Source organism: Mesorhizobium sp. M4B.F.Ca.ET.203.01.1.1, assembly GCF_004791025.1.
GTDB classification, from domain to species: domain Bacteria; phylum Pseudomonadota; class Alphaproteobacteria; order Rhizobiales; family Rhizobiaceae; genus Mesorhizobium; species Mesorhizobium abyssinicae.
Window position 1 is genome coordinate 20,275 of sequence record NZ_SRUO01000007.1, and the last position, 20,444, is coordinate 40,718.

26 protein-coding genes and 1 pseudogene are annotated in these 20,444 nt (G+C 62.5%); 9 read left to right on the forward strand and 18 right to left on the reverse strand.

Annotated elements, in window-relative coordinates; all coding sequences use genetic code 11:
* The first annotated feature begins 16 nt into the window (after window positions 1-16).
* The 4 genes and pseudogenes from EN846_RS16740 to EN846_RS16755 form a co-directional block, all read left to right on the forward strand.
* Window positions 17-733 (forward strand): Bax inhibitor-1/YccA family protein, encoded by a 717-nt coding sequence (locus EN846_RS16740; RefSeq protein WP_127392809.1) that lies wholly within the window; start codon window positions 17-19, stop codon window positions 731-733.
* Between the two features lie 289 nt (window positions 734-1,022).
* A complete protein-coding gene (locus EN846_RS16745) occupies window positions 1,023-1,895 on the forward strand; it encodes an aldose 1-epimerase family protein (protein WP_127392810.1) in 873 nt (290 codons plus the stop codon).
* Window positions 1,896-2,036: 141 nt separating this feature from the next.
* Entirely contained in the window at window positions 2,037-2,702 is a 666-nt protein-coding gene (locus EN846_RS16750) for a F420-dependent NADP oxidoreductase (protein WP_245493474.1), read from the forward strand.
* Window positions 2,699-2,803 (forward strand): annotated as a pseudogene (locus EN846_RS16755) (glutathione S-transferase family protein); the annotation flags it as partial. The gene EN846_RS16750 and the pseudogene EN846_RS16755, both read left to right, overlap by 4 nt.
* Window positions 2,804-2,861: 58 nt before the next feature.
* On the opposite strand, the gene EN846_RS16760 reads toward EN846_RS16755, so the two are convergent.
* Window positions 2,862-3,089 (reverse strand): DUF1127 domain-containing protein, encoded by a 228-nt coding sequence (locus EN846_RS16760; protein ID WP_127284316.1) that lies wholly within the window; start codon window positions 3,087-3,089, stop codon window positions 2,862-2,864.
* Between the two features lie 135 nt (window positions 3,090-3,224).
* Between EN846_RS16760 and EN846_RS16765 the strand changes: the two genes are divergently transcribed.
* A complete protein-coding gene (locus tag EN846_RS16765) occupies window positions 3,225-4,742 on the forward strand; it encodes a winged helix-turn-helix domain-containing tetratricopeptide repeat protein (protein ID WP_245493473.1) in 1,518 nt (505 codons plus the stop codon).
* Window positions 4,743-4,774: 32 nt separating this feature from the next.
* Here the strand turns inward: EN846_RS16765 and EN846_RS16770 are convergent, their stop codons facing one another.
* From EN846_RS16770 to EN846_RS16825, 12 genes are all read right to left on the reverse strand, one after another.
* A complete protein-coding gene (locus tag EN846_RS16770) occupies window positions 4,775-5,167 on the reverse strand; it encodes a GFA family protein (protein ID WP_127392813.1) in 393 nt (130 codons plus the stop codon).
* 426 nt (window positions 5,168-5,593) lie between these two features.
* Window positions 5,594-5,881, reverse strand: coding sequence for a DUF1330 domain-containing protein (locus tag EN846_RS16775; protein ID WP_127310506.1), 288 nt, complete (start codon window positions 5,879-5,881; stop codon window positions 5,594-5,596).
* 76 nt (window positions 5,882-5,957) lie between these two features.
* Window positions 5,958-6,779 (reverse strand): MBL fold metallo-hydrolase, encoded by an 822-nt coding sequence (locus EN846_RS16780; protein WP_127392815.1) that lies wholly within the window; start codon window positions 6,777-6,779, stop codon window positions 5,958-5,960.
* A 3-nt stretch (window positions 6,780-6,782) separates the two neighbouring features.
* Entirely contained in the window at window positions 6,783-7,577 is a 795-nt protein-coding gene (locus EN846_RS16785; protein WP_127310507.1) for a TatD family hydrolase, read from the reverse strand.
* Window positions 7,577-9,127 (reverse strand): methionine--tRNA ligase, encoded by a 1,551-nt coding sequence (gene metG / locus EN846_RS16790; protein WP_127310508.1) that lies wholly within the window; start codon window positions 9,125-9,127, stop codon window positions 7,577-7,579. The genes EN846_RS16785 and metG overlap by 1 nt, the downstream gene beginning before the upstream one ends.
* 83 nt (window positions 9,128-9,210) lie before the next feature.
* The gene (locus tag EN846_RS16795; RefSeq protein WP_128347066.1) at window positions 9,211-10,266 is read right to left on the reverse strand and encodes a DNA polymerase III subunit delta'; all 1,056 of its coding nucleotides are present in this window, start codon (window positions 10,264-10,266) and stop codon (window positions 9,211-9,213) included.
* Window positions 10,263-10,937: a dTMP kinase gene (gene tmk / locus EN846_RS16800; protein WP_127312083.1), complete on the reverse strand. Its 675-nt coding sequence runs from the start codon at window positions 10,935-10,937 to the stop codon at window positions 10,263-10,265. The genes EN846_RS16795 and tmk overlap by 4 nt, the downstream gene beginning before the upstream one ends.
* A gap of 63 nt (window positions 10,938-11,000) precedes the next feature.
* Window positions 11,001-12,158 carry a D-alanyl-D-alanine carboxypeptidase family protein gene (locus EN846_RS16805; RefSeq protein WP_127312082.1) on the reverse strand — a complete coding sequence of 386 codons (1,158 nt, stop codon included), beginning with the start codon at window positions 12,156-12,158 and terminating at the stop codon, window positions 11,001-11,003.
* An 87-nt stretch (window positions 12,159-12,245) separates the two neighbouring features.
* The gene (locus tag EN846_RS16810) at window positions 12,246-13,472 is read right to left on the reverse strand and encodes a septal ring lytic transglycosylase RlpA family protein (protein WP_127393820.1); all 1,227 of its coding nucleotides are present in this window, start codon (window positions 13,470-13,472) and stop codon (window positions 12,246-12,248) included.
* An 833-nt stretch (window positions 13,473-14,305) separates the two neighbouring features.
* Window positions 14,306-14,596, reverse strand: a complete 291-nt coding sequence (locus EN846_RS16815) for a hypothetical protein (protein WP_127311985.1) — start codon at window positions 14,594-14,596, stop codon at window positions 14,306-14,308.
* Entirely contained in the window at window positions 14,593-15,042 is a 450-nt protein-coding gene (locus EN846_RS16820; protein WP_127311986.1) for a hypothetical protein, read from the reverse strand. The genes EN846_RS16815 and EN846_RS16820 overlap by 4 nt, the downstream gene beginning before the upstream one ends.
* Window positions 15,043-15,044: 2 nt before the next feature.
* Window positions 15,045-15,734 (reverse strand): hypothetical protein, encoded by a 690-nt coding sequence (locus tag EN846_RS16825; RefSeq protein ID WP_127311987.1) that lies wholly within the window; start codon window positions 15,732-15,734, stop codon window positions 15,045-15,047.
* A gap of 123 nt (window positions 15,735-15,857) precedes the next feature.
* Between EN846_RS16825 and EN846_RS16830 the strand changes: the two genes are divergently transcribed.
* From EN846_RS16830 to EN846_RS35150, 3 genes are all read left to right on the forward strand, one after another.
* Window positions 15,858-16,094: a helix-turn-helix transcriptional regulator gene (locus EN846_RS16830; RefSeq protein WP_127311988.1), complete on the forward strand. Its 237-nt coding sequence runs from the start codon at window positions 15,858-15,860 to the stop codon at window positions 16,092-16,094.
* A 75-nt stretch (window positions 16,095-16,169) separates the two neighbouring features.
* Complete coding sequence (locus tag EN846_RS16835; protein ID WP_127421783.1) at window positions 16,170-16,814, forward strand: hypothetical protein; 645 nt, start codon at window positions 16,170-16,172, stop codon at window positions 16,812-16,814.
* Between the two features lie 14 nt (window positions 16,815-16,828).
* The gene (locus EN846_RS35150) at window positions 16,829-16,969 is read left to right on the forward strand and encodes a hypothetical protein (RefSeq protein ID WP_189340792.1); all 141 of its coding nucleotides are present in this window, start codon (window positions 16,829-16,831) and stop codon (window positions 16,967-16,969) included.
* A gap of 260 nt (window positions 16,970-17,229) precedes the next feature.
* Here the strand turns inward: EN846_RS35150 and EN846_RS16840 are convergent, their stop codons facing one another.
* The 5 genes from EN846_RS16840 to EN846_RS16860 are packed head-to-tail and all read right to left on the reverse strand — an operon-like array spanning window position 17,230 to window position 18,589.
* Window positions 17,230-17,409: a hypothetical protein gene (locus EN846_RS16840; protein WP_127286836.1), complete on the reverse strand. Its 180-nt coding sequence runs from the start codon at window positions 17,407-17,409 to the stop codon at window positions 17,230-17,232.
* Window positions 17,410-17,441: 32 nt separating this feature from the next.
* Window positions 17,442-17,645: a hypothetical protein gene (locus tag EN846_RS16845; RefSeq protein WP_127312069.1), complete on the reverse strand. Its 204-nt coding sequence runs from the start codon at window positions 17,643-17,645 to the stop codon at window positions 17,442-17,444.
* Between the two features lie 2 nt (window positions 17,646-17,647).
* Complete coding sequence (locus EN846_RS16850) at window positions 17,648-18,031, reverse strand: hypothetical protein (protein WP_127312068.1); 384 nt, start codon at window positions 18,029-18,031, stop codon at window positions 17,648-17,650.
* A 10-nt stretch (window positions 18,032-18,041) separates the two neighbouring features.
* Entirely contained in the window at window positions 18,042-18,245 is a 204-nt protein-coding gene (locus EN846_RS16855; protein WP_127421785.1) for a hypothetical protein, read from the reverse strand.
* The gene (locus tag EN846_RS16860; RefSeq protein WP_135908343.1) at window positions 18,242-18,589 is read right to left on the reverse strand and encodes a hypothetical protein; all 348 of its coding nucleotides are present in this window, start codon (window positions 18,587-18,589) and stop codon (window positions 18,242-18,244) included. The genes EN846_RS16855 and EN846_RS16860 overlap by 4 nt, the downstream gene beginning before the upstream one ends.
* 853 nt (window positions 18,590-19,442) lie before the next feature.
* On the opposite strand from EN846_RS16860, the gene EN846_RS35880 reads away from it, so the two are divergent.
* A complete protein-coding gene (locus EN846_RS35880; protein WP_245494782.1) occupies window positions 19,443-19,844 on the forward strand; it encodes a hypothetical protein in 402 nt (133 codons plus the stop codon).
* Window positions 19,845-20,444 lie beyond the last annotated feature (600 nt).

Below are 20,444 nucleotides of genomic sequence, written 5' to 3' on the forward strand. Positions count from 1 at the left end.
ACCAAGGAGACTGAACATGAACACCCCCAACCTGGGATATCGCGTGGGCAGCGGCGCCCAAACGGGCGCCCTCTATGACGAGGGCCTGCGCCGCCACATGCTGCGCGTCTACAACTATATGGGCCTTGGCCTGGTCGTCACCGGCGCCATCGCCTTCGCCGTGGCGTCGACGCCCGCGCTCTACGTGCCGATCTTCTCCAGCCCCTTGAAATGGGTGGTGATGCTGGCGCCGCTCGCCTTCGTGCTTTTGTTCTCGTTCCGCATGCAGACCATGTCGGCGGCGAGCGCGCAGGCCATGTTCTGGGCCTTCTGTGCGGTGATGGGCCTGTCGCTGGCCTCGGTGTTCCTGGTCTTCACCGGCACCAGCATCGCGCGCACGTTCTTCATCGCCGCCACCATGTTCGGCGCTACCAGCCTCTACGGCTACACGACCAGGCGCGACCTGACGCAGTTCTCGTCGTTCCTGATCATGGGCCTGATCGGTGTGGTCATCGCCAGCCTCGTCAACCTGTTCCTCGGTTCGACCGCGCTGCAGTTCGCCATCTCGGTGATCGGTATCGCCGTGTTCATCGGCCTCACCGCCTGGGACACGCAGACGATCAAGGAGCAGTATGCGGAGAATTTCGACGCGGAATCGCAGCAGAAGCTCGCCGTCTTCGGCGCCTTCTCGCTCTATTTGAACTTCGTCAACATCTTCCAGCTGTTGCTGAACTTCACCGGCGAGCGCGAGTAGGCCGAACCGTAGCAGGCAACAGGTCTCACCTTGCCGGGGCCGGAGGGCAACCTCCGGCCATTTCTTTGAGGGCAAACTGGCGCTCGGGTCCGTGCATCGTTCGTCGCCGCTTGGCCCACTGCAGTGCACTCCGCTGCTCTTGAGTTCACGCGCGGCCTTTTGCTAGCCTGCCGGTCACACCAGAGCGGTGCGCTTCATGGATCGCCGAACCGCTCTAACCATTTGTTTCTGCGCAATTCCGGACGGAAAACCGTTACACACTTTCCTGGAATTGCTTAAGCGAGGGCGCATGGAACAGGACAGCCTTACGCTTCACGGTGACGGCATCTCGGCGACGATCGTCAGGCAAGGTGCCGAACTGGTCTCCCTGCGCGACAGTGAAGGAACCGAGCTTCTGTGGCAGGCCGGTCCGGCCTGGAAGCGCCATTCCCCGGTCCTGTTCCCGATCGTCGGCCGGCTGAAGGGCGACCAACTGCGGCACCGCGGCCGATCCTATCCGATGACGCAGCATGGCTTTGCCCGCGACAGGCGCTTTGCATGGACGGAGCAGGGGCCCCGGTCCTGCACGTTGCTTCTGACCGACGATGCGGGGACCCGCGAGCAATATCCCTTCGCCTTTCATCTGGCCATAAGCTACAGCCTGCGGCTTCGGCAACTCGACGTCAGCTTCACGATCACCAACACCGGCGGCGAGACGCTGCCGGCATCGATCGGCGGGCATCCGGCGTTCAACTGGCCGCTTCTGCCTGATCTGCCCAAGACAGCCTATCATCTTACATTCGCCAATGACGAAAGCGCTCCGATCCGCCGCCTCAAGGACGGCCTGCTGCTGCCAACGCCACAGCCGACGCCCGTGAAAGGCAAGATACTGGCGCTCTCCGAAAGCCTGTTCGAGGAGGACGCCGTGATCATCGATCGGCCGGCCAGCGCCAATGTGCGCTACGCCGCCGGGCACGGACCGGCGCTTGAGATATCCTGGCAGGGGTTTCGGGAGCTCGGCATCTGGTCCAGGCCGGGCGGAGCGCCGTTCCTTTGCATCGAGCCCTGGCATGGTCTTGCCAGCCCCGTCGATTTCGACGGCGAATTCACCGAAAAGCCGGGCGTGATGCTGATCCCGCCAGCCGCGACGCGTGTTCTGAGCTATCAGATCCATCTGGACTGATATGATCGCGGAACCAATTTTGGGGGCATCCCATGGAACTCGGCTTCATCGGCACAGGCGCGCTCACGGCCGCTATCGTCACCGGGCTCAAGTCCCTCGCGGAACCCTGTTTCCGTTCTGCTTTCGCCCCGGAACGAAGACATCGCCGCGAGCCTTGCCTCCCGCTACCCGGATGTTCGCATCGCCAGCGACAATCAGGCCGTTCTCGACAATAGCGAAACGGTCATGCTCGCGGTCCGCCCGCAAATCGCGCACGACGTGCTGTCGGCGTTGCGCTTCCGGCGCGACCATCGCCTGATCAGCCTGATCGCCACTTTGTCCCTCAAGGACATAGAGAGCTTGACCGCGCCAGCCGGGCACGTGACGAAGGCGCTTCCCATGCCGATGATCGCGCACCGGCTGGGGGCGACGATCATCTGTCCGCCCGATCAAGGCGCCGGCGCATTGTTCGGCAGGCTGGGGAAGGTGATCGAGGTCGCGGATGCCGGCGAGTTCGACGCCTTGAGCGTCGCGACCGCAACCTACGCCAGCTATTTCAAATACCTTGAGACCATCCACAGCTGGCTCACGCGTCACGGCGTTGGGGAGGGGATAGCCCGCGACTATATCGCCTCGCTTTTCAAGGCGTTGGGCGCCGCTCCTGAGACGTCGCCCGACGCGGATTTCAGACATCTGGCGCAAGACTATGCGACGCGCGGCGGCATCAACGAGCAGGTTCTGCGCGAGCTCACGGCCCATAACATGTTCGAAGCATTTGCCGAAAGCCTGGACGGCATCCATCGGCGCATCACGGGCGACACGAAATGAAACTCTACTTCAGCCGCAATCCCAATCCTCGGCTGGCGGTCGCGGTGGCTCGCTACCTTGGCGCCAAGATCGAGTTTGAATTCGCCGCGCCATTCGCACCGGAACCGCCGCCGCCAGGAGGCGAGGGCGATCCGGCCTGATATCCGACCGGCATCCGCCCTAGCGCTGCCAGAAGGGCAGCTTGGCGATCTCTTCCTCGACCTGCCTGTTGGTCAGGCCGATATCGTCGATCAGATGCGGATTGGTCTCCGCCATTCGCTTGAGGTCCCAGCGAAAGCGCGCCCGCTCGCGCCAGGTGGCGATCATGCCACGCAGGGTCGTCTGGCGATGCAACGGCCGCCCTGGCCTGACTACGCAATGCTGGATCGTCGCAAGAGTATCGTTCATGGCAACCTCCTATGGTTTTGAGGCCCCATGCGGTTGGGAGCCTTCGACCTGAAAGAGGTTGAATACTGCAGGATGCGGACGGAGGCGTAATTAAGCCCTCCCAAATAGTTCTCAAAAGTTCCAAACGGGCTATAGATGCGCCCTATGCAGGGATCGCGCTTTGCCTTTGGTCCATTCGTGCTTGATCCGGATGCGGGAACGCTGCTTCGGGACGACGATCCCGTTGCTCTCGGCTACCGCGGGCTGAAGCTGCTTGCGGCACTGGTCGGACGACCCGGTGAAATCCTGGGCAAGGCCGAGTTGATGGACGCGGCGTGGCCGGGCACGGCGGTCGAGGAGGGCAATCTCACCGTCCAGATCGCGCAGTTGCGCAAGCTGCTTGGTCCGGCCGCCGACGGCGGCGAGTGGATCTCCACCGTTCCGCGCGTCGGTTACCGCTTCACTGGGGCCATCGAACAGCTTGGTGGCGCGAAGCGGAAGCCTTTGCCGCTGCCCGACAAACCCTCGATCGCCGTGCTGCCCTTCGTTGCTTTCAGCAGCGATCCCGAGCAGGAATCCTTCGCCGACGGGCTGACCGAAGACCTGATAACCGACCTGTCCCGCAATGCCGGCCTGTTCGTCATCGCCCGCAACTCGGTCTTTGCCTACAAGGGCAGGGCGATGGACGTGCGCGGGATCGCCGAGGATCTTGGCGTGCGCTACCTGCTGGAGGGCAGCGCGAGACGCGCCGCCGGGCGCGTGCGCATCAACGCGCAACTGGTCGACGCGCTGAGCGGCGAGCATCTGTGGGCGGAGCGCTTCGATCGTAGCCTGGAAGATATCTTTGCCGTCCAGGACGAGGTGACGGCCAAGATCGTCGAGGCGCTGCTCGGCCGGCTGCGCGCGCCGCTGCCGCGCAATCGGCCGAAAAATCTCGAGGCCTACGATCTCTGCGTGCGGGCGCGCAAGCTGATCGACGATTCGCCGCAGACGGCGCGGGAAGCGCATCTGATGCTGACGCGCGCCGTTGCGCTCGATCCGGACTACGCCGAGGCCTATCGCTGGCTTGCCATGAACCACTGGATGGGATGGGTGCATTGGGGCGAACCCATCGAGCCCAACCGTAGCGTTGCCCTGGAACTGGCTCGCAAGGCCGTGGCGATCGATCCCAACGATGCCGGCTGCCGCTGGGTGCTCGCCAACCTGCTGGCCTATGAGCGCCGCTTCCCTGAATCGGATACGGAGTTCGCCAAGGCGTTCGAGTTCGACCCCAACGAAGCCGACGCCTGGGCGACGCTGTCCGACATCACGACCTTGGCCGGGCAGGTCGAGCAGGGCCTGGAGCAGATCCGCAAGGCGTTCCGGCTGAACCCGTTTCCGGCAAGCTGGTATTATCTGACGCTCGGCCAGGCGCAATACGCGGCCGGCGACTACGAAGCCGCCATCGAGACGCTGCGCAGGGAGGAGACCTATCGCACAAGCTCTCGCCGTTTCCTGGCGGCAAGCCTTGCCCAACTCGGCCGGCTCGAGGAGGCGCGCGCCGAGGTCGAAATGTTTCTGGTCGCCAACCCGCATTTCACGACCAGCCACTGGGTGTGGACCGAGCCGTTCCGCGACACTGCCACGCTTGAGCATTTCGTCGATGGCTTCCGCAAGGCCGGACTTCCGGACTGAGGCGCCGGCGCGACCACCCAGATGGTTGCGATCTACCCCTCGAGGCGATCCTTGGCGTCACGATCGCGGTCGTATCGTTTCCTGACCGGAAACGGCGGCAGCCAGGACTCGCGGCGGACGGTCCACAGCTCGTAGGTCGGCAGCAGCTGGTCCGGGGCGTCCAGGGACCCCAGATGCACTTCGATCTCGTCTGCGGTGCGCGCGAAAACAGACGAGCCGCAGCGCGGACAGAAGAAGCGCCCGGCGTAGTCGCGTGTTTCGCCGTCGATCGTCACCGCCTCCTGAGGGAACACCGCAGCGGCGTAAAACAGCGCCCCGTGATGCTTGCGGCAATCGAGACAGTGGCAGACGCCGACCCGGTATGGGGCACCCGACGCCACAATTCGAACGCTCCCGCACAGACAGCCGCCGGTGTATCGGTCCATGCTCCCGTCTCCTCAAAAATCAAGCGCTGGGCATGGCTACAACGAACGGCGCCGTCGTCGCAATGCCGCGGCAGTTGCGCGAAGCCTGTCGCCAGATGCAGCGCGCGTGGATCGCCTACCGCGCTGCACGGCCGAAGTCGCCGCCGAAACCATCAATACGATCGCCAGCGCAATATCATCATCAGTTGCATGCTCGATGCGACAGCGCGGCAGGCGCCGCGGCAGGCGCCGATCCTTGATGATGAGCTCTAATCTGTCGCGCAGACATATCTGGAGGGCGCGGCGAGACGTGGCGAGGGCATGCCGTCTGCATCGATCTCTAAGTCGCATAAGATAGATTATGGAACTTATGCGTTGGCCAAAAGGCGGAAATTGCTGCCGATCTCAGTGCCCTCAGCCGTCGTCACAGCGACCGAGGGGCTGGATCTAAGCGGCTTCAATTGCAAGCAGCACATTGGCGGCCGCAACGTTGCGGATTCCGATGAGGGCTTGGTAGTCAGGTGAATCATGCATGGCCTTGAGAGACGCCATATCGGCAAACTCAAGCACGACGAGCCGGTCCGGCTGCCACGAGCCCGCAAGGGCCTCAACGCTTCGAGCACGCAACAGCAACTTGCCTCCGAAGCGATCGACGGCAGCCAAGGCCTTTATGCGATATTCCTCGTATGCCGCTGGATCCGCGATCTTGTGCTCAGCAATCAGATAGGCTGCCATGATGCCTTCTCCTCTGAAAGTCGCGACGTTAACACAATCGAGCCATAGAGCGGAACGCGCTTCTGAACAGCTCGTCCTATCTCGCTGACTCATAAGGAATTTCGATCACCATCCCATCATAGGCCGGCACCACGTTGTCGGGCGTCTCGGCCATCACGACGGCGTAATCCAGCGGCACATGCATGTGTGTCAGCACGGCGTTTTTCGGAGCCAGTCTCTTGATCCAGCCCAGTGCCTGGCCAAGCGACAGATGGCTCGGATGGGTGTTGTACTGCAACGCGTCGATGACCAGCGTCTCGAGATCGCGCAGCCGTTCCGCCGTGGCGTCGGGGAAGTCGCTGATGTCAGGGCAATAGGCAAGCCCGCCGGCGCGGAAGCCGAGGGAAATGATGTCGCCATGGGTCTGTGGCAGCGGTTCAAGGGTGAGGGTACCCCCCTCTCCCTCGATCACGATCGGCCTGGCGTGGTCGATGAGATGCGGCCTGACGATAGGCGGATAGGAGCTGCCGGGCGGCGTCTCGAAACAATAAGCGAACGCCTGCCGCAGGCGCTGCATCGTCGGCTGATCGGCATGGATGTCGATCAGATGGCGCTGCTCCTGCACATAGCCGCGCAGATCGTCGATGCCGTGGATATGGTCGGCATGCGGATGCGTGTAAACGACCGCATCGATGCGCCTGACCGACGCCAGCAGCATCTGCTCGCGGAAGTCCGGTCCGGTGTCGACGACGACGGTCGTGCGGGCACCGTTTGCCGCGATCCGCTCGACCAGTGCTGCCGTGCGCATGCGCCGGTTCCTGGGGTTGGCGGGATCGCAATTGCCCCAGTCGCCGGTGATGCGCGGTGTGCCGGGCGACGAGCCGCAGCCGAGAATGGTGAGGCGCAGCCGATCGCTCATTTGTCAGGCGCCCGGCGCTTCGGGGCGTGGCATCTTCCGGAACAGCCGGAAGACATTGTCCGTGGTGATAGCGGCGATCTCGGCCTCGCTGACGCCAATCGTCTCGGCCAGCACCCTGGCGGTGTTGGCGACATAGGCCGGCTCGTTGCGCTTGCCGCGAAACGGGATCGGCGCGAGATAAGGCGCATCGGTCTCGACCAGCAGCCGGTCATGCGGCACGTTGGCTGCGATGGCACGCAATTCGGCCGAGTTCTTGAAAGTCAGGATGCCGGAGAACGAGACATAGCCGCCTAGCGCCACGCCGACCTCGGCCAGCCTGCGCCCGGACGAAAAACAATGCAGAATGAAGGGGAAGGCGCCCTTCCCCGTCTCGTCCTCGAGGATTGCGGCCATATCGTCGTCGGCATCGCGCGAATGGATGACCAGCGGCAGGCCGGTCTGACGCGCCGCTGCGATATGCGTGCGCAAGCCTTGCGCCTGCGCATCGCGCGGCGCCTTGTCGTAGAAGTAGTCCAACCCGGCCTCGCCGATCGCCACCACTTTGGGGTGCGCGGAGAGCCGCACGAGCTCGTCGGCGGTCACGTCGAGCTCTTCCGCCGCATTGTGCGGATGGGTGCCGACCGAGCAATAGACGTCATTAAAAGTTTCAGCAATTTCAAGGATTTGCTGAAACCGCTTCACGCGCGTCGAGATCGTCACCATGCGACCGATGCCGGCCGCCAGGGCGCGGGCGACGATGGCCGCCCGCTCCTCGGCGAAGTCCGGAAAGTCGAGATGGCAATGGCTGTCAACGAGCATCAGGCTTTGGCATCCTGCTCGACATAGCGCGGGAAAACGCCCTCCGGCGCCGGCAGCGGCGTGCCTGGCACCAGCGCGTGATCGGCGTGGACATGCTCGAAACCGCGCCTGTCCGCCGGCACCGCCAGCAGATCGAGCAGCTTCGCCGCTGATCCCGGGATGAAGGGCTGGCACAGCACCGTCACCCGCCGCACGACCTCGGCCGTCGTCCACAGCACGGTCTCCATGCGGGTCGGATCGGTTTTCCGCAGCGCCCAAGGCTCCTGGGAGGCGAAATAGCGATCGGCTTCCGCCACCACGCCGAAGATCGCCGCCAGCGCCAGGTGGATGCCCTGCTCCGCCATCGCCCTGCGCGCCACTGTGAGAGCTTCCACGGCCTGGTCGAGGATCGCCGTGTCGGCCTCCGCCAGTTCGCCGCGCGTCGGCACCACGCCGCCGCAGTTCTTGGCGATCATCGACAGCGAGCGCTGTGCCAGATTGCCGAGCCCGTTGGCGAGATCGGCGTTGGTGCGGTTGACGATCGCTTCATGGCTGTAGTTGCCGTCCTGGCCGAATGGCACCTCGCGCAGGAAGAAATAGCGCACCTGGTCGACGCCGTAGTGCTCGGCCATGGTGAACGGGTCGATGACGTTGCCGACCGATTTCGACATCTTCTCGCCGCGGTTGAACAGGAAGCCGTGGCCGAAGACGCGCTTGGGCAGCGGGATTCCCGCCGACATCAGGAAAGCCGGCCAATAGACCGCATGGAAGCGCACAATATCCTTGCCGATGATATGGGCATCCGCCGGCCAGAACTTCCATTTATCATCGCTTTCATCGGGATAGCCGAGACCGGTGATGTAGTTCGTCAAGGCGTCGACCCACACATACATCACGTGCTTCTCATCGCCAGGCACCGGCACGCCCCAGTCGAAAGTGGTGCGCGAGACCGACAGGTCCTTCAGCCCCGACTTGACGAAGCTCATCACCTCGTTGCGCCGCTCTGCGGGCCCAATGAAGTCGGGCTGGCTTTCGTAAAGCGCTATGAGCTTGTCCTGATAGGCCGAAAGCCGGAAGAAATAGCTCTCTTCCTCGACCCATTCGACCGGCGTCCCCTGCGGCCCGTAGCGGACGTTGTCGGCGCGAACCTCGGTCTCCTCCTCGCCGTAATAGGCCTCGTCGCGCACCGAATACCAGCCGGCATAGCCGCCCTTGTAGATATCGCCATTGGCGGCCATCGCCTTCCAGATCGCCTGCGAGGACGCGTAGTGGCGCTCCTCGGTGGTGCGGATGAAATCATCATTGGAGGCGTTGAGCACCGCCGCCATGCGCCTGAACTCGGCTGAGTTGCGGTCGGCAAGTTCGCGCGGCGAGAGGCCATCCTTGCGCGCCGTCTGCAGCATCTTGATGCCGTGCTCGTCGGTGCCGGTGAGGAAGAAGACCTGCTTGCCGTCAAGGCGCTGGAAGCGGGCGAGCGCGTCGGTGGCGATCAGTTCGTAGGCATGGCCGATATGCGGCTTGCCGTTCGGGTAGGAAATCGCGGTCGTGATGTAGAATGTGTCGCGTGACATGAATGAACCGTCATGAAAGTCTGAATGTGAGTTGTGGGGGTGGATATCCTATCGGCATGGCGATTGCCATCCCGAGCGGGCCATCACATTCGCATCGCAGAATTCAGGCGGTCGATCATGATCAGAGCGTGCTGCTTCTTGTCGAGATTGTAGGTCTCGGTCTCAGATATAGCGTTCTGGGCTTCCTGCCAAGCTTCGGACAGCGCCTTGGCCCGCGCGAGATCGCCGGCGAGTGCCGCCTCGCTGGCGCGTGAGGACAACAGGTCGAGCGCGTGTCGGTTGAAGATGTCGAACTGGATCGCCTGGTCGCGGCCGGCAACCGCCTCGGCCAGCCGGTGGGCGCCGGCGACGTCGCCCTTCCTCGCCGCAACCAGGGCGTCGAGCGCGGCGGCGATCTCCAGCCCGCCATACTGCGTCAGAAGGATCGCGTTGCGGGCGCTGCCCCCTGCCCGCTCGGCAAGTGCCGCGCGCGCCGCAGGCTCCTCGGGTGGTGGCGGCTCGATGCCTTGCAGAACGGTCATCAGTTCCTCGTCGCCGAGCGGCGTCAGGCGCACCATCTGGCAGCGCGAGCGGATCGTCGGCAAAAGGCTGCCCGGGGCATGCACGATGAGGATGAACAGCGTGCGCGCCGGCGGCTCTTCGAGATTCTTGAGCAAGGCGTTGGCGGCATTGGTATTCATGTCGTCGGCCGGGTCGACGATCACGACCCGGTAGCTGCCGTCATGCGAGGTCATCGACAGGAAGCGGCTGACCCTGCGGATCTCGTCCACGGTGACGACCGTCTTGAAGCTCTTGGTCTTGTCGTTCGCCGGCCGGGTCAGGTGCAGCACCGAAGGATGCGCCCCGGTGGCGATCTGCCGAAACAGCGATGAGGCCGGGTCCGGCTGGGCGATAACGTCCGGCGCCCGCTCGAATGCCGGGTGCTTCAGGAGATGATGCGCGAGGTGAAAGGCGAGCGTCGCCTTGCCGATGCCGACCGGTCCGGCGAGGATAAGCGCATGCGGCAGTTTGCCGGCGCGATAGGCAGTGGCGAGCATGGAAGCCGCCTGACCGTGGCCGATGAGGCGAGCCGTCTCGGACGGTTCCGGCACGCCGTCCAGCGTGTCGTGCTGCTCTGGGGCGATGCGTTCGAAGATCATGCCGGGGCTGTCTGCCGCTGCTCGGCCGGCGTCATCGTCTCAAGCGCGGCGAAGACGGCGGCGGTGACGACGTTTTCGACCGTGTCAGGGTCGGCGGAGGCGTCGACGACGATGCAGCGCCCCGGCTCGGCGGCGGCGATGGCGAGGAAAGCCTCGCGCCTGCGGCGGTGGATATCGAGCGTTTCCTTCTCGAAACGATCTGGACCGTCATTGGCGCCGCGGCGGGCGGTGGCGCGCCGCAGGCCTTCGGCCGGATCGATGTCGAAGACCAGGGTCATGTCGGGCACCATGCCGTTGATGGCGACCTCCTCCAGGGTCTCCATGAAGGCCGGATCCAGACCGCCGGTGACGCCCTGGTAGACACGCGAGGAATCGATGAAGCGGTCGCAAAGCACGATCGATCCGCGCTCCACTGCCGGTCGGATGACCTGCTCGACATGGTCGGAACGCGCGGCGGCGAACAGCAGCGCCTCCATCTTCGGGCCGAAGGGCTCGGCAGCGCCCGAAAGCAACACGTGCCGAACTGCCTCGGCGCCCGGCGAGCCGCCGGGCTCGCGGGTGACGAGGACGTCGTATTTCTTGGCACGCATCCGCTTTGCCAGCCGCTCGATCTGCGTCGACTTGCCTGCCCCTTCGCCGCCTTCGAAGGTGATGAAAAATCCGCTCGCCACCAGAAAAAGCCTCTGCCCGTGCTCGACGCTGTCATAGCCCTCGTCTGAGAAAAGGTCCACGAGCTAACGCAGCCAGCCGACGGCCAGTTCCTTGGCGGCATCGAGCGCGCGTTGCGGCAGCGTGCCGACACCGACCGTTTCGGCGGCGAAGAGCGGCGTCTCCTGGCTCAGCGTGTCGCCGATCCAGACGCGCAGCTTGCCCACCGGCTGCCCCTCCTCCACCGGCGCCGAGACCGGGCCGTCATAGACGATTTTCGCCGTCAGCTTGTCGCGGTTGGCGATCGGCAGGAAGATATCGATCGGTCCCTTCGCCTTCAGCGCCACGCCGGATTTGGCGCCGCCGAACACCTGGGCTTCCCCGACCACCTCGTCCTTGGCGAAGATCTCGGTCTTCTGGAACGAGCGGACGCCCCAGTCGAGCAGCTTGCGCGCTTCCTCCGACCGTTCGCGGTCGCTCGCCAGCCCACTCATCGCCGCGATGACGCGCGTGCCATTGTGGCTGACCGTGCCGACAATGCCGAAGCCCGCCGCCTCGCTCGTGCCGGCGACGAAGCCGTCGGCCTCGATGCCCATGGCCAGCAGCGGGTTGCGGTTTCTCTGGGTAATCTTGTTCCAGGTGAAATCGGCCTGGCCGTAGTAGTGATAGAAATCGGGATAGTCGCGCCAGAGATGCAGCGCCAGCTGCGCAAGCTCGCGAACGGTCGTCTGCTGGCCGTCGGCCGGCAAGCCGGTCGAGTTGACGAAGGTCGATTTCGGCAGGCCAAGCTGGCGCGCGCGCTCGGTCATCTGCGCGGCGAAATTGGCTTCCGATCCGGCCATGCCTTCGGCCAGGACGATGCAGCCGTCATTGGCGGCCTGCACCGTCACGCCCTGGATCAGGTCCTCGACGCGGACCGCAGATTTGAGCTTGGCGAACATGGTCGAGGTGCCCGACGGCGCGCCGCCGGTGCGCCAGGCGTTCTCGCTGACAACGAATGTGTCATCGAGCGTCGTGCGACCTGACTTGATGGCGTTGAAGACCACTTCCATCGTCATCAGCTTGGCCATCGAGGCCGGCGGGATCGGCTTGTCGGCATCCTTGGCGAACAGCACGGTGCCGGTGTCGGCATCGATCATGAAGGCTTGCGCCGCCTTGGTCTCGAAAAGCTGCGCATTGGCCGGAATCAGGGAAAGCAACAAAAGGCAGAGCCCTGCGAGGGGCGGGAAAAGGCGCAACTGCATAAAGGCTCGACCTGTTAGCCGGTATTGGCAATTTCGGTGAAGCTATCAGGCTTTTTTCCGGCGGATCAACCGTGCGGTTGAAATAGATCAGTCGCGCACGACGAGCGCGTCCGGCGCGCCGTGCGACCAGGCGGCCTTCAGCAGATCATCGACGCTGCCATGGCCGTCCGGATAGACGTTGACCGCGTACCAATCATTGCCGTCGAGCTCGGTCCGCTGGATTTCGGTCCGGCCGAAGGGCTTGAGCGCCGAGGCCACACGCTTTGCCTCGGCGGCATCATCGAAGGAGCCGGCGGCGACATAGTCGGTAACATCCGGCGACGTCGAATTGGATCTCTTCCAGGACTGCAGGATGTCGGAGGGCGACATACCGGCGCCATCGAAAGCCGCGAAGACATCGGCGCGGCCGACGCGCTCATCGGCATAGGAAAGCGACGCCATGGCAAAGGGCGAATTCGGCGGCAGGCTGATGTCCGGCCGCTCCGGCACGATCGGCCCGAAATCAGGCAGCGCCACGTCGCCGGGCGCTTGCGAAGACATTGCCGGCTCGGCCTGCGGCGCCTGGCCGGAATCCGTCAGCTGGCCGGGGAACGGCACGGCGGCGGCAGTCGCGCCCGCCGCCAGGACCGGCGTCGGCCCGTTCATCGCCACCATCACGCCGGTCGGCAGGCCGTCGGACGGATCCGGCCGCCTGTTGCCGGGATGGTAGGAGGCCATCAGATACTGGTCGTCATTGCCATCGAGCGGCGCGCGGCCGACATATTCGACCTTCACCTTAGCGGTGCCGACCTTGTCATAGTCGAGCATCTGCGCGGCGCGCTGCGAGACGTCGATGATGCGGCCCTCATGGTACGGGCCACGGTCGTTGACGCGCACGATGACCGAACTGCCGGTTTCGAGGTTGGTGACGCGGGCGTAACTCGGCAGCGGCATCGTCGGATGCGCCGCCGTCAGTTGCGCCGTGTCGTAGACTTCGCCGTTGGCGGTCAGCCGGCCGTGGAAGGCATCGCCATACCAGGATGCCAGGCCGACCTTGCGGTAGCGCTTGTCTTCCTTGGGATAATACCATTTGCCGCGCACCTGGTAGGGCTTGCCGAGCTGGTCGCGGCCGCCGCCGCGCCGCATGAAGGCAACGCGCGGGCTCGCCTTCACGCCATATTCGGTCTCAGCGAAATATTCCTTGGAACGCGGCCTCTTGTCGACCATCGCCTTCGGCTGCGGTGTCGATGTGCAGGCCGCAAGCAGCACCGCCGACAGCGCGCACAGTGCAAGAGCGGGAGCGCGACGAAGACGCGGGCGCGCCGAAGTCTGCATTTTATGATGTCCCCTACAGTCTCGCCACCAGCTGAACGTCAGCGGAGCCAAAGCACCCACTCGACACTTGCCAGCGACACCCGGATCCCCAATCCCCTTGTGCGCAGGAATTGTTTATCACGGTATTAACCGATTGTGGTCGGAAGGGGGCGAGATTGTGGCAGGACACCGGTGTGGCTGCTACACACGACAGTACTCGTGTGACGTCGGAGGTTGGAGAGCCGGCATCTAAACAAAAAAGGCGAAGGAGGACGTCCGCCGGGATCTATCCCCCGGCGCCGATCCGAGCGCGCCGATCAATCCGTCGACGTGACCACCTGCGCCGTCACAACCGACAGCTTCTCGCGCTTGATCAGAACCGGCTTTTCGTAGGTCTTTCTCATAGTTCCCTTAACCCCGGGGGCAAAATGGCCACGCCACAGATTGGCCAGCCCTGCGCCGCATTGTCAATCGGGGCCAGACCGATGGTTGGAAGCTGTTGCCGTTCGGCAATATGTAACCACTCGATCCTGGCGCGGTTGACAGGTCTTTACGCCCCGCACTAGAGCAGTGCGGTGCGGATGATGATCTCGTGCCTTGGCGCGCCAAGGGCAACGTCAGAGATCAACGAAAGCACCCAAGTGATTGAAAAATCACGATGGAGGGATGGCCGAGCGGTTTAAGGCACCGGTCTTGAAATTCGCTTGCAGCCGTCCCGGCCTACCCCGTCCAGTCCCTCACAGTCCTTAGTTTTCAACGCTCCGGCCCCGCGCCGGCTTCAACTGTCCCGCCCTATGCCAGCCTGTGCTACCGAGTTCGGTAGCAAAATGGTAGCAAGACGTTCTGGCCCCGTTCTAGTCGTTACTGTCGCTGCCGGCGATGTACGGAATGCGTTGCCGCTCCCATTCGTCGCGACCCTGGCTGCACGGCTCCGGCCAACCGAGGCTGCGTTCCGAATCGCCGCCCTCTTCAATGTCGCTGTTGTCTTGCTCGCGGTCATCGGTGCCGACGACTTCGATACCGCCCGCAAGCCACGGCTCCAGATCGGCGTCGGGCTCCATCAGATCCAACAGAGCTATCAGGCGCTCGATCTCGTCTTCGACGGCACGGCGGACATTCTTGCCAAAGGCGACCGGCGCGTTCATCCCCGCACCGCCTTCCGGCGTGCACGTCCCGCCTGCTGTCGCGCGACCGCTCCTAGGCGATCGACCAGCGCCGCCTCGTCGCGGGCGATTGCCAGCGCCGTTTCAGGAGTGCCGCCGCCATGCTGCCGCAACCAGTCCTGTTTCCATCGAAGGTGACGAACGGCTTCGGCGGGGATGAATACCTGTTTCAGGCATTCGACCCGCCATGCTTGGAAGGCCTTCTCTGCGAGCCGGCTCGCTTCGGCGGCCTCCGGGCTTCCTTTGCCCAATGCGTGCGCCACGAGTATGCGCCGAAAGTCCGCGGTCATACGAAAATGATGGGCCAGCTCGATCTGCATGCGGCCAGTCCACCAGTCGCTGGCGGGCTTGATCCAGACCAAGAGTTCGGCGAGTTCGTCCTTGGCGCCCGGCGCCGGCCGAAGGCAGAATTGAACTACCTCGCCCATGGTCACGCCTCCTCGCACAGCGACGTCATGCAGGCGACGAGGTCGTCACCGTCGATTTCAACGCCGAGGCGGTGATAGACGCGGATGATGCAGGCAGCCTTGGCGCGAACATCCTCGATGGTCTGGCAGCGCAGTTCCATCACGGCCTGGAAGGCAGCGCGCGCTTCAGCGAAGGCTTGATCGGTCTGGTCAGACGCGTCGTGATACCCGCTTGCGTCGATGACGGCTTCCTGCCCTCGGAGCCACGCCAAGCCCTCTGCGCCTTGCGCCTCCATGTCGCGCATCCATCGCTCATAGGCGGGCCGGTTCATGAGACCACCCCCAAAGGACTTTTCAATCAGCTCCCGCCTGCTCTCGATTTCGGCTTCTAGGGCTTTTGAGGTGCGGAAAATGATCGGGACGTGTGACCAACGAGAAGCGACGCCGCTAGGCGTCTTCCATTCAGGGAACAATGCATCCCCGAGAGCTTCGGCGATCGAGGCCTCGCGAGCCTCGCAGATGCAAAGGCGATTTTCCGCCGCATGGCAGGCTGACAGAACGTTTTGAACGGTTGAGGCCTGCGGCTCATTAGCGACAACGGGTGATGCCGTCACGGCGGCAGCAGCAATGCCACCGGTTAGGAAGGCGAGCGCCTTGCGGCGGTTGATTGCGGGCAAACCTTCGGCGGTTGCCCGAACAGTTGTGTTCGGCATCACATTCTCTCCGTACTGGTTATCGGAACTGATTTACTATGTTTGATAACCTAGAAGCAGGCATAGAGGTTGTCAATGGGTTTCTAGGTATGGTAACTAGAAACACCAATTTGAGAGGGACGGATGCTCACTACGGGAAATCAGCTCAAGGCCGCCCGCGCACTGGTCGGAGTTGAACAAAAGGAAGTGGCTGAACTTGCTAACGTCAATGTCAACACGATCCGCAGCATGGAAGCTGCCGGCGCCGGGCCAATTGCCGGCCGAGCACAGAACGTCCAGGCAGTCCAGCGCGTGCTGGAAACTCGCGGGGTCGAATTCCTGAACCATGGACGCCCTGGCGTTCAACTCCGGCAGACCTAGGCTCTGCTAGAGCGACTCAGACGTCTCTGTCATTGTCAGCTTCAGGCGGCGGGCTCTCGAGCAATGGAGAGCGCTGTGACCGATGCCGAACGAGCTGAAAAAAAACGCGAGCAACGACGCGCCTACCGCGCGCGCAATCCCGAAAAAGTCCGCCTATCTCGGCAAAGATATTTAGCAAAGCCAGGTACACGCGAAAGGCAACACGCTGCCGACAAAAGATATAGAGAAAAGCACCGGGACGCTCTTATAGCGCGACAGGCCCAGTATCGGTTGAGGTATCCGGAAGCAGCTGCCGCATCCACAAAACGATACCATGACAAGAATCGCGCGGAGATAAACGCCCGCCATCGTGAGGTTTATCGTCTCGACCGCGACAAAATCCTGGCACAACAGAGGGCCGCATATGCCCGCAAGCGGTCGATACTGCAAGCGAACCACTCTCCCGAAGCCCTGATGAAAGCCGTTTATGCCGCGATCCCGGCTGCCTTGCCGAAATTCATCCGAGATGAGGTTGCCGGGGAGATGATGCTGGCCGTGCTCGAAGGCAAGCTGCAGATGGACGGCATCCGCAGAAGCGTGGCGGAACATCTCCGCCGGTACAACAAGGTCTATGACAGGTTCAAGTTTCTGTCGCTGGATGCGCCCATGGCCGGCACAGAGGATCTTCGTCGGATCGACACGTTGACCGACGAAGATTCGGTCTTCAGGTTTGCAATTTGAGCGCAGGACGAAGTATGGCCATTCCGATCTACATCGCCGCCATCACCGCCTCGATGCTTGCCGGCGCGATCTGGCGATACAGGCAGCGCGATATGATGGGCATGGCTGCCTGTCTGCTAATGGCCGGCATGGGCGCCTACATGCTGTGGCACTAATGCGAAACCCGCTGCCGAGGGGACAGCAGCGGGCTTGGCTTCAAGGCTAGCCGGAAGAGGGGATTGGGACACAAGGGCATCCGGCCAGCCCTTTCAACGAGGGTGGGGATCGTTTGTTCCTATGCCGTTCGCATAAATTAGCAATCTCTTGACTAAACCCGCTCTCGCCCAGAATCGGCCTGCATCAGCGCTGGGGCTTTTTAACCTCCAGAGGTAACGCTAAAGGGCCTGTAGCCATTCCCCTACGGCTGGGTAGTGCTTCAATGGTTGGCCTTGCCGGGATGTCCTGCCGCTGCCATTTGCTTGTTGAAAGCTGCGGCCTCTTGCTCCGTTTCGAATGGACGGGCGGTAGCCGTTCCATCGGGAGCGATGACTACAGCCATGTATGGCAGGCCGTTCGCTGGTGGGTGATAGACGGCATAGATCGTGCTGCGCTTCATTCCCTCATGCTACCGGGACTCAAAAACCTCGCCTAGCCTTGCGTTGAATTCAAAAGCCGATCCCGGTGAGCGACGTGCAGACGCTGCATCTGCTCGAACAGGGTCAAAAGGTCTTCGGCTAAGTCTACCCTGAAGCCCTTATGGTGGAAGTCGGCAACAATCTCCCGCTGGCGCGCAATATGTCGCTCGCCCAAAAGCACATGCTGCTCCAGCATCGCCAGAACGGTTTCCTTCATCGCTAAGCGATATCAGATTTCTCGCGCTTGTTATAGGGACCGCGCTTGCCTGGCTTCGGCGGCAATAGCGCCGCCGGGCCGCTTTCACCTTTCGGGACGGCGGACGTTTCAAACATGGTCCGTACTGGTTTCTGCAACTGCGATTCAGACATCTCGAGCAAGCTGTAGCATGATGCCATCCGTGAAGCGGAGCGCCCTATTGAACGCTCTGTCGCGGCAACGATCCGGAGAGCCTTGAGATAGCGCATCCGGTTTCCGAACAGCGTAGCCATCGCTTGCACCCCTGCATTCATAGGCGCTTCGGTCACCGGCCCAAAATAGGAGCCAAATTTTTGAAATTCAAATTGAGACTTTGTGAGCGGGGCTCCGATGCGCAAGACGCGCAATGTCGAACACTCATCGGTTGAATGTGAGTAGGAAGTCCAGGTGCATTTCAAGTTCGCCTTGCACCGCCTCGAAGTCTTGCAATAGACCTCGGGCCATCTCGGTCCGGTGGCCGCCGAGCGTCATCTCATCGATGAGTTTGCGCTGGCGAGCAATGCGTGCCCTGCCTTCGCGAACGTGCCGTTCTCCCCTTTCCACCTTGGTCTCGGTGCTCATGCTGAGACAAGGCGGCTGATGGTCTTTAGGTTCCGCCGCCCAAACGGAACATTTGCTCGCTCCTGGAGTTGGTCGGCATGGACACTTGGACTTCCCTCGATATCAGCGCGGCTGCCATGAAACGGGCGCAAAAGCTTCGCGAGGAAAATGACCGTGTCCGGAAGCAGGCGGAAGCGGAACTGGCCAGGGCTCGCGAACTGATTGCCGATATTGCCGAGCTTCTGGATACTCGCGGCCTGAGGCGCTGTTGAACCGGGCGGGAAGTCACCGGGGAAGACACCCACAGCCCGGCTCGCTTTATCGAGGTGACACAGGATTTCGCGGGCCGGGCCATGCACCGACATCGAGGAGGTGTCGAAGCCCCGTTACAGTGCGCCCTGTCTAGGCAGCCCGCAAGGTATGCCTTTGGGGAAGGTGAACTCGAGCTCGCCTCACGTCCCAATTGGCGACTGAGGTCCGATGGCCGCACGCATAGGTCTGAGCACAGGAAACAACGGCCCGCCAGTTCATTGGTAGCAGTCGCAGGAGATTATCCCCTCCATCTGCGGTAACCCTGAACTGCCCGCCGCTAACTCCTTGGCGGCGGGCCTTTTGGATCTGCTGGACGCCTTGAGGTTGGTCGTAGTTGGTGGCAGAATAATAGGGTAAGGGACGGCAATTTGAGGGCTGCCGTTATGCCGTTATCGCATTACAGCGGAGTATTCGAACCCGCTGACTTGGACTTGCTCCAGCGCGTGTTTGACCAGTTGTGCGTCGAACTCCGCTTAGCACAACAAGACAAGGAACAGAGGGAAGACCTCGCAGCGGACATCGTGAGCGTTTTCCGGAACGGGCTCACGGACGAAGGGGAACTATTGCAGGCCGTTTCTAAGCGCCGCTTGGCTTAGGCCGTCACCGCAGCTTATGGCCCTAACGGCAGCTGCTTATTCTATATCCCGTTATGTCCGCCTATAATGCGGCCCGCCGACAAACGTCCCCTTATCCAGTTTGCCGGTAGGCCCGGCGGGCGAACCCCAAGCCCCACACCCCCGACCGCTGGGCCACGCTGTGGCCCGTCCCCTCTCCGGTGCGGGCCATTGTCGTTACATTCCGCTCGCCGATTCCTGAAGACGGCGTATAATCCCCCCAAGTCGCCCGCACCAAACAGGAGCTATGCGCGGGTGGGATGCTTAGGCCTTATGTGCGGGGGGGTAGGCTATGTCACGCGACAAGGTATCGTCACTCGACAGCGATATCCTGCGAAACGCCCTTCGCCGAGCGATTGATGAAGAGCAAATTCCCGAAAGCCGATGGCGCGACTTCGCCGCGCAAATGGTCCGCGATTTCACCGGCTTCGAGACCGTTGATCTTGACTTTGTGGAATGGATCCTGAACGGGTCGATGGCAACCAAATACCTCGATCATCGGTTGGAATGCCCCTACTGCCTCACCATCCGGCTGAGAATTCCCGATGACGCTCGTCCCGAGACGCCGATTTCTTGCGACGATTGTGGAGAGTATCTTGGCACCTGGGATGAGCTACAAACCGACTTTGAGAAGCAAGGCGGTCATAACGGTGTTTTTCGTCTCGAAAAGGGCCGCATCCAGCGGATCCGCTAGTGCCGGGCCGGCAACCGTCTAGTGTCGACCTTTCAGGAACCTAGCCTCGCGAAGCAGCGAATTCCAATCGGTTCCAACCAGCTCGATCAGCTGCTTGGCCTCTTCCTCCTTGATGCCAGTTTCTCTCGTCAGTCGCTCTGCCAGCAGCTTTAGATGGGCTTGGCGATCACCCCCATTGTCGATTGCTGGGCACATGGGTTGTTACCTCCAATGAAGAAGAACCGCTGAAGGTAGCTTTTGTTTCGAGCGCCCGGCTCGCTTAATCTACGCGGGGGGCACCGCGCACTCTGCCTCCGAAAGGATGATGGCTAGCTCCCTACTGGGAAGCCCATGACCAGTCGTGTAGCCCGATCCATGCTGTTGCCACGATCAACGTGGCGAGGATGGCGTACTCTACTAAGGTTTGGCGTGAAGGCATCTCTGCTTAGTACGCTCCAGGCATGAGTTTTCGCTTAATTCAGTGGCCCGTCCCAATGAAAAGCCCGCCACGATGGAGGGGCCACGGGCGGGCTTTCAATGAGGGCGGCTACATTCCTGAGAAATCGACCGCTAGGGGAACAGTATACCATGGGGTGGGATGGTTCCAGACAATTTTAAAGA

Coding starts and splice junctions, on each gene's coding strand:
- EN846_RS16775 (WP_127310506.1), bottom strand. CDS start 5,881: ATGGCAGCCTATCTGATTGCTGAGCACAAGATCGCGGATCCAGCGGCA.
- EN846_RS16830 (WP_127311988.1), top strand. CDS start 15,858: ATGCTCACTACGGGAAATCAGCTCAAGGCCGCCCGCGCACTGGTCGGA.
- EN846_RS16785 (WP_127310507.1), bottom strand. CDS start 7,577: ATGCTCGTTGACAGCCATTGCCATCTCGACTTTCCGGACTTCGCCGAG.
- EN846_RS16805 (WP_127312082.1), bottom strand. CDS start 12,158: ATGCAGTTGCGCCTTTTCCCGCCCCTCGCAGGGCTCTGCCTTTTGTTG.
- EN846_RS16855 (WP_127421785.1), bottom strand. CDS start 18,245: ATGAGCACCGAGACCAAGGTGGAAAGGGGAGAACGGCACGTTCGCGAA.
- EN846_RS16810 (WP_127393820.1), bottom strand. CDS start 13,472: ATGCAGACTTCGGCGCGCCCGCGTCTTCGTCGCGCTCCCGCTCTTGCA.
- metG (WP_127310508.1), bottom strand. CDS start 9,127: ATGTCACGCGACACATTCTACATCACGACCGCGATTTCCTACCCGAAC.
- EN846_RS16795 (WP_128347066.1), bottom strand. CDS start 10,266: ATGATCTTCGAACGCATCGCCCCAGAGCAGCACGACACGCTGGACGGC.
- EN846_RS16780 (WP_127392815.1), bottom strand. CDS start 6,779: ATGAGCGATCGGCTGCGCCTCACCATTCTCGGCTGCGGCTCGTCGCCC.
- EN846_RS16770 (WP_127392813.1), bottom strand. CDS start 5,167: ATGGACCGATACACCGGCGGCTGTCTGTGCGGGAGCGTTCGAATTGTG.
- EN846_RS16840 (WP_127286836.1), bottom strand. CDS start 17,409: ATGAAGCGCAGCACGATCTATGCCGTCTATCACCCACCAGCGAACGGC.
- EN846_RS16825 (WP_127311987.1), bottom strand. CDS start 15,734: ATGCCGAACACAACTGTTCGGGCAACCGCCGAAGGTTTGCCCGCAATC.
- EN846_RS16765 (WP_245493473.1), top strand. CDS start 3,225: ATGCGCCCTATGCAGGGATCGCGCTTTGCCTTTGGTCCATTCGTGCTT.
- EN846_RS35880 (WP_245494782.1), top strand. CDS start 19,443: ATGTCACGCGACAAGGTATCGTCACTCGACAGCGATATCCTGCGAAAC.
- EN846_RS16745 (WP_127392810.1), top strand. CDS start 1,023: ATGGAACAGGACAGCCTTACGCTTCACGGTGACGGCATCTCGGCGACG.
- EN846_RS16760 (WP_127284316.1), bottom strand. CDS start 3,089: ATGAACGATACTCTTGCGACGATCCAGCATTGCGTAGTCAGGCCAGGG.
- EN846_RS35150 (WP_189340792.1), top strand. CDS start 16,829: ATGGCCATTCCGATCTACATCGCCGCCATCACCGCCTCGATGCTTGCC.
- EN846_RS16845 (WP_127312069.1), bottom strand. CDS start 17,645: ATGAAGGAAACCGTTCTGGCGATGCTGGAGCAGCATGTGCTTTTGGGC.
- EN846_RS16815 (WP_127311985.1), bottom strand. CDS start 14,596: ATGAACGCGCCGGTCGCCTTTGGCAAGAATGTCCGCCGTGCCGTCGAA.
- EN846_RS16820 (WP_127311986.1), bottom strand. CDS start 15,042: ATGGGCGAGGTAGTTCAATTCTGCCTTCGGCCGGCGCCGGGCGCCAAG.
- EN846_RS16860 (WP_135908343.1), bottom strand. CDS start 18,589: ATGTCGGTGCATGGCCCGGCCCGCGAAATCCTGTGTCACCTCGATAAA.
- EN846_RS16740 (WP_127392809.1), top strand. CDS start 17: ATGAACACCCCCAACCTGGGATATCGCGTGGGCAGCGGCGCCCAAACG.